This is a genomic window from Brachybacterium fresconis, from assembly GCF_017876515.1.
Taxonomy (GTDB): Bacteria; Actinomycetota; Actinomycetes; order Actinomycetales; family Dermabacteraceae; genus Brachybacterium; species Brachybacterium fresconis.
Genome location: NZ_JAGIOC010000001.1, coordinates 702,739 through 714,549 on the forward strand (window position 1 = coordinate 702,739; position 11,811 = coordinate 714,549).

Annotated in this window: 13 protein-coding genes; 4 read left to right on the plus strand and 9 right to left on the minus strand. The window is 70.0% G+C overall.

The window, feature by feature from the left end:
- Nucleotides 1-85: 85 nt before the first annotated feature.
- From JOF44_RS03140 to melA, 5 genes are all read right to left on the minus strand, one after another.
- Nucleotides 86-1,048 (minus strand): endonuclease/exonuclease/phosphatase family protein, encoded by a 963-nt coding sequence (locus JOF44_RS03140; protein WP_209887297.1) that lies wholly within the window; start codon nt 1,046-1,048, stop codon nt 86-88.
- 152 nt (nt 1,049-1,200) lie between these two features.
- Nucleotides 1,201-1,359 carry a VOC family protein gene (locus tag JOF44_RS03145; RefSeq protein ID WP_209887299.1) on the minus strand — a complete coding sequence of 53 codons (159 nt, stop codon included), beginning with the start codon at nt 1,357-1,359 and terminating at the stop codon, nt 1,201-1,203.
- A gap of 109 nt (nt 1,360-1,468) precedes the next feature.
- A complete protein-coding gene (locus JOF44_RS03150; protein ID WP_209887302.1) occupies nt 1,469-2,068 on the minus strand; it encodes a dihydrofolate reductase family protein in 600 nt (199 codons plus the stop codon).
- A 222-nt stretch (nt 2,069-2,290) separates the two neighbouring features.
- Nucleotides 2,291-3,043, minus strand: coding sequence for a ZIP family metal transporter (locus JOF44_RS03155; protein WP_209887305.1), 753 nt, complete (start codon nt 3,041-3,043; stop codon nt 2,291-2,293).
- Between the two features lie 119 nt (nt 3,044-3,162).
- Nucleotides 3,163-4,551, minus strand: a complete 1,389-nt coding sequence (gene melA, locus JOF44_RS03160) for an alpha-galactosidase (protein WP_209887308.1) — start codon at nt 4,549-4,551, stop codon at nt 3,163-3,165.
- A gap of 91 nt (nt 4,552-4,642) precedes the next feature.
- Between melA and JOF44_RS03165 the strand changes: the two genes are divergently transcribed.
- Entirely contained in the window at nt 4,643-5,533 is an 891-nt protein-coding gene (locus JOF44_RS03165) for a helix-turn-helix domain-containing protein (protein WP_209887311.1), read from the plus strand.
- Nucleotides 5,534-5,549: 16 nt separating this feature from the next.
- Here the strand turns inward: JOF44_RS03165 and JOF44_RS03170 are convergent, their stop codons facing one another.
- Nucleotides 5,550-6,119 carry a DapH/DapD/GlmU-related protein gene (locus JOF44_RS03170; RefSeq protein WP_209887314.1) on the minus strand — a complete coding sequence of 190 codons (570 nt, stop codon included), beginning with the start codon at nt 6,117-6,119 and terminating at the stop codon, nt 5,550-5,552.
- Entirely contained in the window at nt 6,116-6,574 is a 459-nt protein-coding gene (locus JOF44_RS03175; protein WP_209887317.1) for a MaoC family dehydratase, read from the minus strand. Before JOF44_RS03175 ends, JOF44_RS03170 begins: the two co-directional genes overlap by 4 nt.
- Before the next feature lie 230 nt (nt 6,575-6,804).
- On the opposite strand from JOF44_RS03175, the gene JOF44_RS03180 reads away from it, so the two are divergent.
- Nucleotides 6,805-7,569: an alpha/beta hydrolase gene (locus JOF44_RS03180; RefSeq protein ID WP_209887320.1), complete on the plus strand. Its 765-nt coding sequence runs from the start codon at nt 6,805-6,807 to the stop codon at nt 7,567-7,569.
- 114 nt (nt 7,570-7,683) lie between these two features.
- Here JOF44_RS03180 and JOF44_RS03185 read toward each other — a convergent pair whose 3' ends face one another.
- Complete coding sequence (locus JOF44_RS03185; protein ID WP_342591649.1) at nt 7,684-8,571, minus strand: Ltp family lipoprotein; 888 nt, start codon at nt 8,569-8,571, stop codon at nt 7,684-7,686.
- Between the two features lie 697 nt (nt 8,572-9,268).
- Here JOF44_RS03185 and JOF44_RS03190 point away from each other — a divergent pair.
- Nucleotides 9,269-9,655, plus strand: coding sequence for a hypothetical protein (locus tag JOF44_RS03190; protein WP_209887323.1), 387 nt, complete (start codon nt 9,269-9,271; stop codon nt 9,653-9,655).
- Between the two features lie 27 nt (nt 9,656-9,682).
- Here the strand turns inward: JOF44_RS03190 and JOF44_RS03195 are convergent, their stop codons facing one another.
- Complete coding sequence (locus JOF44_RS03195; protein WP_209887326.1) at nt 9,683-9,850, minus strand: hypothetical protein; 168 nt, start codon at nt 9,848-9,850, stop codon at nt 9,683-9,685.
- A 150-nt stretch (nt 9,851-10,000) separates the two neighbouring features.
- Here JOF44_RS03195 and JOF44_RS03200 point away from each other — a divergent pair, with 150 nt between their 5' ends.
- Nucleotides 10,001-11,653 carry an NERD domain-containing protein gene (locus tag JOF44_RS03200; RefSeq protein WP_209887329.1) on the plus strand — a complete coding sequence of 551 codons (1,653 nt, stop codon included), beginning with the start codon at nt 10,001-10,003 and terminating at the stop codon, nt 11,651-11,653.
- Nucleotides 11,654-11,811: the final 158 nt, after the last annotated feature.

Here is an 11,811-nt window from a genome sequence, read left to right on the forward strand (position 1 = left end):
CGGCGCCGGCTCAGCTGCGTAGCGGGCTGCGGCACATCCCGGACCTCGCCGGGGCCGCCGGCACCGGGCCGACGACCCCGTGTTCTCAGGACAGCGAGACCAGCGCCTGGACCGGCGCGTGGTCCGAGGGCCAGCGGCCGTCCTGACCGGTCGAGACGTTGATCGCGGCCTCGTGGGTGGTGACGTCCTCGGTGCTGAGGATCCAGTCGATGCGCCGTGCTCCCTCCTCGGGCTCCTCGTAGCCGAGGAAGGTGCCCCAGGCAGGGGTGAGCTGCTCGGCGGCGGTCTCCCAGGTGTCGACCGTCGGCCCGTCGGTGACCAGGGTGGCGTAGGCCTCGGAGTCCTCGGCCGGCGAGTTGAAGTCACCGGTGACGATCGTGGGCAGCCCGTCGAGCTCCCCACCCTCGAGGAGGTCCACCATCGCCTGGGCGCTCTTGACCCGGGAGGGCTCGGACTGGTGGTCGAAGTGGGTGTTGATCGCCGCGAACTCGGTGTCGGTCTCCCGGTCGTGCAGCCGGGCCCAGATGATCATGCGGCTGATCTCGTTGCCCCAGGTGGCCGAGCCGATCATGTCGGGGGTGTCGGAGAGCCAGAACTGGTCCCAGGCCAGCAGCTCGAAGCGGGTGGCGTCGTAGAACAGCGGGGAGTACTCGTCCTGGCTGCCGCCGTGACGCCCGTAGCCGACGAATTCGTGGTCCGGCAGCGCCTCCTGGATGGCGGAGAGCTGGTCGAACTTGCACTCCTGGACGCCGAGGACGGTGGGCTGCTCGCGCTCGAGCAGGTCGATGACGAGCGGCCGACGGTCCGGCCAGTGGTCGGGCTCCCCGCTCTCGGTGTCGCTGACGCGCTCCAGGCGGATGTTGAACGCCATCACATGCAGGCGGTCCTCGGTCGCGGGGCCGATCAGGGGGCCGTCGGTCGAGGCGGGCTCGGCGGCCTCGGGCTTCGCTGGGGCGGAGGTCGCGGGGAGGGTGACCGCGGCGGTGACGCCGACGGCGGCGACGCCGAGGCCGGCGAGGAGGTGACGGCGGTCGAGGGCGAGGGCCATGGTGGTCTCCTGGGGATCGGGAACGGCAACCACCACGACCGTATGAAGCCACGACCGGACCAAACGGACATGCCACCGGGCCGACGGCGAGTGTTCACGCAGTCGGCATCGTCCCGCCACCGACGGGTCGGCAGATCAGGCCGGGACGCGCATCAGGCCAGGGCGAGGACCTCGAGCCGATTGCCGAAGGGGTCCCGAGCGTGGAAGCGCAGGTACCCCTCGAAGCTGGTGCGCTCGGCCCAGGGCACCTCGCCGCCGACGGATTCGATCCGTCCGGCCATCGCCGTCAGCTCGTCGGAGGAATCGACCACGAGCGCCGGTCTGGAGGCGACCGCGACCTCCGACGTCGCGATCGCGACAGCCGTGCTCGCCGAGGAGCAGGAGCGGCTCGGGGTGTGAGTCGCTGAGGGTCGAGCGTCGTCAGGCAGAGCGGTGCGTGGGTCGGTAGGTGCGTCCGATGCTCCGCTGCGCACCGGCGATGGGCCCGACCAGCTCCCAGTCGTAGCGGAGACCTCCGGGGACGTCGAAGATGCGGGTGCCGTCGCCCAGGAAGACCGGGGCGACGAAGACCTGCAGCTCGTCGACCAGGTCGTGCGCGAGCGCCTGACGAGCGAGGTCGGCGCTGATGATCTGCAGATCCTTGCCGGCAGCGGCGTCCTTCCCCCGGCGGATCGCCTCCCGGATGTCGCAGTTCAGGGGGACGATTCCCGGCCCGTCGGTGCCCGGAGCGATGACACGGGGATCGTCCGCGAGCTCCTCCGGACGATGGGTCAGGACGAACTCGATGCCGCTCCAGGCTCCGCCGTAGGCCTCGGAGGTCAGCTCGTCGCGCTCGCTCGCCTGCGCGAGCGCCGCGTCGTAGCCGCGGCGACCCGACAGGATCGCTCCGACGGCACGGGCGAGCTGCTCCGTGTCGCCGCCGTCGATCTCCTCGGCGGCGGACAGCCAGCTCATGTCGTGGTCGGGGCCGGTGATGAATCCGTCGAGGGAACAGGTGAATCCCCAGGCGACCTTGGTCATGGTTCCTCGTCTCCTGCTGACCGCGGGAGGGTGCGGCAGCATGCTGTGGTGGTGGGTGTCCGGGGCGTCGCGCCCCGCGGGGAGTCATAGCGGCCCCAGCACATCGTGCCGGTCGGCGTTCAGCGCGAGGGTGTCCAGCACGGTCAGCAGCTGACGTTCCTCGAAGGCGAGATGGCTCTCCATGATCGCCGCGATCCCCTCGAGGTGCTGGTCGTCGCGCCGTCATCCCAGCGCGTGCAGGCTGAGAGCGGCGAGGAAGCCGAGGGTGGCGAGCAGTCCGGAGTACAACGAGTCCTCTGCGAAGGCCTCGGGGATCATGGTGTCGGTGATCATCGCGAGGATCGCTCCAGCGGCCAGGGCGTTGACGGCCGCGAGAGTCTCGGGAGGGGCACCGTCCAGCAGCAGGTACCCGCCCAACGCCGCCACCCCCGAGGCCAGGGCGATCGCACCCCAGATCCCGAACACGTAGGCGCCGCTGCGGCCGGCGCGCTTCCAGCCGGCGCTGCTGGAAAGCCCCTCGGGCACGTTGGAGATGAACACCGCGGCGAACATCGGAACGCTGAGTCCTCCGCCGGTGAGAATGCTCAGCCCCAGAACCATCGATTCGGGGACGCCGTCCAGCAGCGCGCCGATCGCGATCGCTCCCCCGCTGCTCGCCTTCTCGTCCTGGCGAGGCTGCTGGTCGCCGGAGCGTTTGCGATGGCGGGCGCCGTAGCGCGCCAGCAGGACGTTCAGTCCGACGTAGATGACCGCCCCGGCAAGGAAGCCTCCGGCGGTGGCCCCGAGTCCCCCGAGGGCCATCGCCTCGTCGACGAGTTCGAAGGTCAGTGCGGAGATCAGCACCCCGGCGCCGAAGGCCATGATCCCGGCGACCACGGTCGCGGGAATCTTCACGAACCAAGCGATCGCACTGCCCAGCAGCAGCGCGCCGCCGGCGATGAGTCCGGCGAGCAGTGCCAGGAGCCCGGGTGTCATCTCGTCTCCTCCATCTCGGTCCCCCTCCTATGAGTCCGACGATAGCCGTCCCTGTTCACGTCGTCCTCTCCCCGGCATCAGCCGTGGGGCACGACTGCTCGATGTCGATCCGGCCGCAGTCAGCCGCGCAGGCTCTCCGGCAGCAGCTCCCGATGCGCAGCGAACAGCTCCTCGGTCATGGCTCGGGCGTCTTCCAGGGTCACCTGCGCCGCGGTCAGCGGGTCCAGCGCCACGGCGTGGTGGACGTTCTCGCGGTTGCCGGTCAGTGCGGCCCGGACGGCGAGGGTCTGGACGCCCACGTTGGTGCGGTTCAGGGCGGCCAGCTGCAGCGGCAGCTCCCCGATCGCGGTGGGCTGGACGCCGCTCGCGTCGACCAGGCACGGCACCTCGACGCAGGCGTCGGCCGGGAGGTTGGTGATCAGTGCGCCGCCATTGGGCACGTTGCCGTGCACGACGGACGGCGTGCCGGTGACGATCGAGTTGATGATCATCGCGCCGTATTCGACCGAGGGGGTGAGCTCGTCCTTCAACCGCTGCAGCTGGGCGTCGATGTCGCCCTGGTCATCGTGGGCGGCGCAGATCTCGTAGTAGTCCCAGCGCTCGGGGATGTACTCCTCGGTGAGTTCGGGGGTCTTGCGGAAATAGGGGAGGTACTCCGAGGCGTGGTGGCTGGACTCGGTCTCGAAGTACCCGAAGTGGTTCATCAGCGCGGTGCGCACCTGTTCGTTGCCGCCCTCGTACGTGCTGGCCGCCTGGGCGGCCTCGCTGTGGTCCCCCTCGTCCCCGGCGAGGTCGGTGCCGCCGCGGCCGCGCTGGTGGCGCTCGGCCATGACCTCACGCAGGCGCGGATAGAGGTCCTCCCGGCCGCGGGAGAACTCCAGCACCCAGGCCTGGTGGTTGATGCCGGCGCAGCGGTAGCGCACCTCGTCGTAGGGCACGTCCAGGCTGCGGGCGAGCATGCGGGTGGTGCCCTGCACGCTGTGGCACAGGCCCACGCAGGACAGCCCTCGGGCGTTGAGGTAAGCGGTGGCCATCGCCATGGGGTTGGCGTAGTTGATGAACTGGGCGCGCGGGCACACCTCGAGAGCGTCGTCGATGATCGCGTCGTACGCATTCACCGAGCGCAGGAAGCGGAACACGCCTCCGGGGCCGACGGTGTCGCCGACGGCCTGGTCGATCCCGTACTTCCGGGGGATCTTGACGTCGTGCGCGTAGGACTCGACCCCGCCCACCTGGAAGGTGATGATGACGATGTCGGCGCCGTCCAGCGCCGCGCGGCGGTCGGTGGTCTCCTCGACGGTGACCGGGAACCCGTGATGGTCGACGAGCTCGCGGGTCGCGCTCGCGACCGGTCCGAGCTTGTCAGGGTTGATGTCCATCAGGGTCAGCGTCGCCTCGCGCAGGGCGGGGAAGCTGAGGATGTCGCCGATCAGGCGGAAGGGGAACACGAAGCCGCCGGCTCCGATGATGGTGATCTTGGGGCGGGTGAGGAAGGGCGTGGTGGTCATGGCTCCACGCTAGGGACGCCGGAGCGCGGAGGTCTCGCCCGATTCTGCGCTCTTCGTCCAGGATCCTTCGATGGCGGCTTACGCTGAACCGATGACATCGCTGTCCGATGCGCACCCGCCACCGCCCTCCGAGGTGGAGACGATGGCGCCCGCGCTGTGGTGCCGCCGCGGTGATCCGCCGCGCATGCAGTCGATGCATCGACATGACGATCTCGAGATCAATGCGGTGCTGCGCGGCGAGCTGCGCTATGTGTTCGCCGGGCGCCCGTTCGTGGTGCGCGAGGGGCAGATCGCCCTGTTCTGGGCGGCGCAGCCGCACGGCCTGGTGGACTCCCGCGCCGGGGACGTGTGCTGGATGCACGTGCCGATCCCGACTCTGCTGGGCTGGAACCTGCCGGAGGCGGAGATGAGCGCCCTGCTGCGCCCGCAGCCGCTGGTCACCGACTCGCAGCTGGTGCGCTCACGCATCGAGTCGATGATGCCGTCGTGGTTGACGGAATACGAGGACGACGACGCGTCCGCCCTGGTGCTGCTGGAGATCCGGGCGACGGTGCGCCGCGCCCTGCGCGCCGCGCTGGCCGACGGGACGGTCCGCTCCCCCTTCGCCGGTGTCGAGGAGGGATCGTTCCGGGCCGACGGGGCCCGCCGGGTGCCGGAGGAGTCGATCGCCCACACCATGACCATGGCCCAATTCGTCATCGAGCGCTTTCGCGAGCCGCTGCGCGTCGAGGACGTCGCCGCCGCGGCGCACCTGACGCCCTCGCATGCGATGACCGTGTTCCGCCGGACGGTGGGCGCGACGATCGGTGAGTACCTCACGATGTGCCGGGTGGCCGAGGCACAGCGCCTGCTGATGACCACGTCGGCGGGGATGCCGGAGGTCGCCGAGCGCAGCGGCTTCGGCTCGCTCAGCAGCTACTACGCGCACGTGACCGTAGCCTGTGGGATGGCGCCGCGGCAGTACCGGCAGCGGATCGGGTGAACGGGCGGCGGGGTGATCAGTCCTCGACGGTGCGGATCACCCGCGCCGGGGAACCGACGACGAGCGCCCGGGCCGGCACATCCTTGGTCACCACGGAGGCGGCGGCGACCACAGCGTCCTCGCCGATCGTGACTCCGGGCAGGATGGTCACGTTCGCGCCGATCCACACGTTGCGTCCGATCACCACACGGCCGGGATGCATGTCGCCGCGGCGGCTGGGGGCGAGGTCGTGGTTCAGCGTGGCGATGAGGGTGTTGTGCCCGATGAGGCAGTCGTCGCCGATCTCGACCCCGCCCTGGTCCTGGAACCGGCAGCCGGCGTTGAGGAACACGCGCTTGCCGAGGTGGATGTTCTTGCCGAAGTCGGAGGTCAGCGGCGGGAACAGGGTGACGGTCTCGTCGATCTCCGTCCCGGTCAGCTCGGCCAGCAGCTCTCGGACGCGAACGGGCTCGTGGTAGCTGCCGTTCAGCTCGCCGGTGATCCGCAGCGCTTCCTGGCTGGTCTCGTGCATCACGGCGTGCAGCGGGGAGTCGGCGGAGATTCGTTCGCCGGAGTTCAGGGCCTCCAGCAGATCGGTGAGGCTCATGCGTCCTCCCCTCGACGCAGCACCACGAGCTGGGGGACGAAGCGCTGACAGGTCTCGCCGTCCTGGTTCAGAGTCAGGCATTCCATGGTGACGATGCCGCGATCCGGTCGCGAGCGGGAGGGTCTGATCTCCCGGATCGTCGAGACGACGTGCAGCACGTCGGTGGGGCGGGTCGGGCGTGGCCAGGCGATCTCCCCACCGGCGCCGATCACGCCGTTGCCGATCGGCACGCTGTCCACGAGCAGACGCATGGTGATCGAGGCCGTGTGCCAGCCGCTCGCGGCGAGCCCTCCGAAGAAGGACGACTCCGCCTCGGAGGCGTCGAGGTGGAAGGGCTGCGGGTCGAATTCGCGGGCGTACTCGATGATCTGCGCCTCGTCCAGGGCGTGCTCGCCGCTGCGGAACTCGTCGCCGACGGCGAGGTCCTCGAGGGAGAGCCGGGTCTGCACGGTCACAAGTCCTCCGGGGTCCGGTGGTGCAGGGGTAGGTCCGCTCCATCATCTCCCGGATCAGCGGCCGACGGGCGCCGGAGCCCCCGTCCAGGGGTGCCCGGGGAGGGGACCCATGGCGAGGGCGCCCCTCAGGACCGGGTGATCAGGACCCGCCGTGGTTCGCGGTCGACGAAAGACCGGCGGAGCGCCGGCGGTCCCGCGCGGACCACTCCGGCAGCGGCTACCGTGCTCCCGTGGCTGCTCCTCACCGTCTGCGCTCCTGGTCCCTCCGTCTGCTGGTCGCGCTGCTCGCGCTCGTGCTGGTGGCGGTGATCGGCCTCGTGACCTGGAGCCGGATCGGTGTGATGGAGGCCGAGGAGAACCCGCTGCACGGGGTCCTGCAGGATCCGGAGATCGACGTCTCGGAGACCTCGAGTGCGATGGTTCTGCATCCCGCCGACGCGGACTCCACGCCCGTCGGCCTGGTCTTCTACCCCGGGGCGAAGGTGGAGGCAGAGGCGTACGCGGCCCGGCTGGCGCCGCTGGTGACCGAGCAGGACATGACGGTGGTGATCGTGCGGCCGTGGCTGCACCTGGCGCTGCTGGATCGGCGTGGCCCGGAGACCTTCACCGACGAGGCTCCCGAGGTCGGGTCCTGGATGGTCGGCGGGCACTCCCTGGGCGGGGTGCGGGCCTGCCAGCTCGCGCCCGAGGCCGAGGCGCTGATCCTGTTCGGCTCCTACTGCTCGAACGATCTCTCGGAATCCGGCCCGCCGGTCCTGAGCCTGGCCGGCAGCGAGGACGGTCTGTCCACGCCGGCCAAGATCGCCGATGCCCGCGGCAACCTGCCGGAGGACGCCTTCATGGTCGAGATCGACGGGGCCAGCCACGCCAGCTTCGGCGACTACGGGAGCCAGGACGGGGACGGAACGCCGCTGATCTCCGACGCGGCCATGGATCTCGCGGTCACGGAGTCGGTGGCGGAGTTCGTGGGCACCGAAGGGGTCGGCTCTCGCTGAGCTCCGGGGGCCTCAACGGCTGATCCACGCCCTCGGATGGCACCCCTGCGGTGAACAGCGCGACGGGGCGTCCACCGTGCGGTGGACGCCCCGTCGCATCATCGGGTGAGACCGTCAGCCCTCGAGGTTCTCGACCGCGTAGTCGGCCTGTTCCTGGGTGAACTGGTCCCCGTACTCGGAGGACAGCTGATCGCGGATCGCGTCCGGCGACATGTCCATCGTGTCGCGATAGGACTCGGCACTGGCCAGAGCGTTCGCGTTCCAGTCCGCCTCGATGGTGTCGATCGCGTACTGGGCCTGATCCGCGGTGAACTGCTCGCCGTACTCGGAGGTGAGCTGGTCGTAGATGCCCGCCTTGGACATGTGCATCGTCTCCGAGTAGCTCTCGGCCGACGCGAGCGCGTTCTCGTTCCAGTCCGCGTCGACGTTGTCCACCGCGTACTGGGCGGCCTCATCGGAGAACTGGTCGGCGTACTCCGACGTGAGCTGCTCGAACAGCCCCTTCTTGGACATGTGCATCATGTCCGAGTAGCTCTGGGCGCTGTTCAGCGCAGAGGTGTACTCGGCGGGGACGTCGTCCTCGGCCGGGGCTTCCTCAGCGGCGGGCTCCTCCTCGGCGGGGGCCTCCTCCGCTGCCGGTTCGTCCGCGGCAGCGGACTTCTCCACCGCGGGCTCCTCGGCCGCGGCGTCCTCTGCGGGTGCCTCGGCATCGGCGGCCTCGTTCTCGGCCGGCTCGGCGGCCGCGGTCTCGGACGACTCTGCGTCGTCGCCGCCGCCGGAGAAGACCAGGGCGGAGCAGCCGGCGATGAGGAGGACGAGCAGGATGATGCAGCCGCAGCCGGCGGCGATCAGGCCCTTCTTCTTCCCGCTCTTGGCGGGAGGGGTCGGCGGGACACCGGGTGCGCCGCTGTTCGCAGCGCCGTACGGGGTCGCGCCGAAGTTCGGCGCGGAGGGCAGATCCGAGGAACCCGGATCCTGGGGCGAGGGCGAGGTGCTGTTCACAGCTGCACTCCATTCTGAGGGCGAGACGTCGTTCCCTGGGCACAGGGGTGCCAGGGCTACTGCTGAGAGGTCAGGCCCGCTGCGGGTGCGTGAGCTCCATGGCGCAGAATCTGCGAGGAGCATCGGCATCCGATCGGTGATCGGAGGGGAAAAGCTGCCGGTTGAGGCCTTCATGAGAAGACTACGGAAGGGGTCCGACGAACGAGGCCGTTTCACCTTCAATCAGGTGTATGCAACGCGTCACGCCCGGTCGTCGGGGACCTTCACCGAGCATCTCGGGTCGATCACCCCGACCGTCCTGCGCCGAGGGCCACCGGGAGAACATCACACGGGAGCCTGAGGACCCATCGTTCGCGAGGTCCGTCCAATCTGCTGGTCGGATAAAGCAGATCCTCGATCGCGACCTTCGCCAGCGCCGCGATCCTCACTGCGGGTCCACGGCATCCGTCTCGTGCAGCCCACGGTGCTCGTGCCGCGACTCGCCGCCGGCCTGCTGTTCCGGACCCCGTGGTCCTCTCGTCCGTGCGCCGTGGCGTTCGTGTTCGTCCTTCTCGGTGCGCTGCGCCTCCCGATCCTGGACGCCGCACAGCTCTCATCGGCCGGACCAGGAAGATCGCGACCGCATGCCACGCCCGATCCGTCAATCCGAGCTGTTGGCCCTGTCGGCGGGCCTGGACACGCGTGCTCTACTGGTCAGATGAACACTCTCTCCTCGACCCGCCGCCGGATGACCCGTGACGAGGCACTCGCCTGGAACTCCGACTGGTCCCCCTCCGACGTCACGACCCTCGAGGAGAACTTCGACCGCGTCGGTGCGCACACGTTCTACCGCACGCAGTCCAACGGCAGTCTGACCGTGCAGGATGCGAGCGGTCGCCCGCTGATGTACGTCCACTCCGGGTTCGTGACGTTCCGGGAGGGACTGGCCCCGAAGGACCGCGCGAATCCCGAGGTCGAGGGCTTCGACCTCTCCACCGTGCAGACCACTGCGAAGGTCCCGGCCAAGGGCGAGGAGCAGCTCACGATCTGCCCGTCCTGCTTCTACGCGATGCCGTACACCGGGGTCTGCGACACCTGCGGCTGATCCACGGCATCCCGACCTGGTCGCCGTTCAGGATGCGGAGGGAACTCGGAGCACGTCGACCGCTCCGATGCGCTCCGCCTGCTCGGCCGTCTCGACGAGGTCCGCCGTCGGCGGGTACGGCAGGTAGTGCGCCCCGATCTCGCGGAACAGCGGCCCCGCGCTGGGGATCTGCAGGAATCGTTCCGCCGCGCTCATGCTCCCGACAAGCTCCGATCCGGCCGCGGAGCGGCGGTGGGGACGACACCGGACAGGTCACTGCAACCGGCCCGAGCATTTCCCGCCCCGCATCGGCCTGGGCTGGATAGCCTGACCTCACCAGCGACGACGCCACCTGTGGGAGGACCCTTGCCGATCACCGTCCCGGACTCCCCCGACTTCGCCTCGGAAGCCGAACGCGTCGTGTGGGACCACCTGCTGCAGCAGCTGCCGAACGATGCGGCCCTCCTGGCCGGACAGCGCGTCACCGCCGCCGGCGAAGAGGTCGAGGCGGACCTGCTGGTGCTCTGGCCCGGGACCGGCATCGCCGTCATCGAGGTCAAGGGCGGACGCATCTCGCTCCAGGACGGCACCTGGAGACAATCGGACCGCCAGGGCAGCCATCCCCTGCAGCGATCCCCCATCGAACAGGCCCAGCGCGCCAAGCACGAGATCATCGGTTACCTCAACGCCACCTCCTCCCGCCCCATCGGCCGCAGCGTGCACCTGGCGGTGCTCCCGTACACCGAGCTGCCGACGGACTGGGACGTCCCCGATGCGCCGAGGGCGCTCACCCTGGATGCCACCGACCTGCCGGAGCTGGCCGGCAGGATCACCCACGCGCTGCGCTCGCAGGCCCGCGACGCCCATCAGCCGCTGGATGAGACCCTGCGCGAGCACGCCGTGAGAATGCTGCGGCGCACCCACCGCGCGATCGAGAACCACCAGCTGGCCGCCCGCGAGATCGAGGACGAGGGCAATGCGCTCACCCGCGAGCAGGAACGCTCGGTCGCCCTGCTGCGTTACCAGCGCCGCGCCCAGATCATCGGTGGCGCCGGCTCCGGCAAGACCCACCTGGCCATGATCAAGGCCCGCACCCTCACCCGCCGCGGCGCCCGCACCGCACTGCTGTGCTACTCCCGGGGTCTGGCCCGCCATTTCCAGCTGCTCGCGACCACCTGGCCGGAGGAAGATCGACCGGCGTACGTCGGGCTGTTCCACGACCTGCCGGTGCACTGGGGCGCCGAGACCGAGGACGCGTTCGACGGCACGGCGGCGACCTACTACGAGGAGCACCTCCCCCGGCGCCTCGCCGAGCTCGCCGCCGAGCAGGATCAGGACCAGCTGTTCGACGCGATCGTGGTGGACGAGGCACAGGACTTCGCCGACATCTGGTGGGACGGGCTGCGCTCCTGCCTGCGCGAGCAGGACGAGGGCGTGCTGTTCGTGTTCACCGACGAGCACCAGAGCGTCTTCGACCGCGAGGGCCGGGCCCCGATCACCCTCAGCCCGTTCCCGCTGGACGACAATCTGCGCAGCACCCGCTCCATCGCCCACACCTTCGCCCCGCTCACCCCCATCGAGCAGAACGCCCGGATGGAGCAGGGCGCCCCGGTGCGGTACGTCGAATGCGCCACGGCCGACGCGGTCGGCGCCGCCGACGACGTCGTCGAGCAGCTGCTGGAGGAAGGCTGGGACCCCGGCGACATCGCGCTGCTGACCACCCGCAGCCGCCATCCCGAGCAGAAGGAGCGCATCGAGCACTTCGGGTACGACGGGTACTGGGACGAGTTCTTCGCCGCCGAGGACGTGTTCTACGGCCACGTCCTGAACTTCAAAGGCCTCGAGCGACGCGTCGTGGTGCTCGCGATCAACGGCTTCGGCTCTGCCGAGCGCGCCCCACAGCTGCTGTACGTCGGCCTGTCCCGGGCGCGCTCGCTGCTGGTGGTCGTCGGCGAGCAGACCGAGATCTGGGACGCCGGCGGCGGGGTGGTGCTGGAGCGGATCCTCGGGAAGGGCTGAGCACCACGGACCCTCCGCCCCCAGCGGCGACGGCGGACGGCCCCGGTGACGAGGAACGGGGCGAGCAGCAGCAGGAACAGCAGCGGTAAGACGACGTGCAGCCCGTTCCCGGTGGCCACGCCGCCCGAGCGCCCCGAAACCGGAGCTGGAGCTGGAGC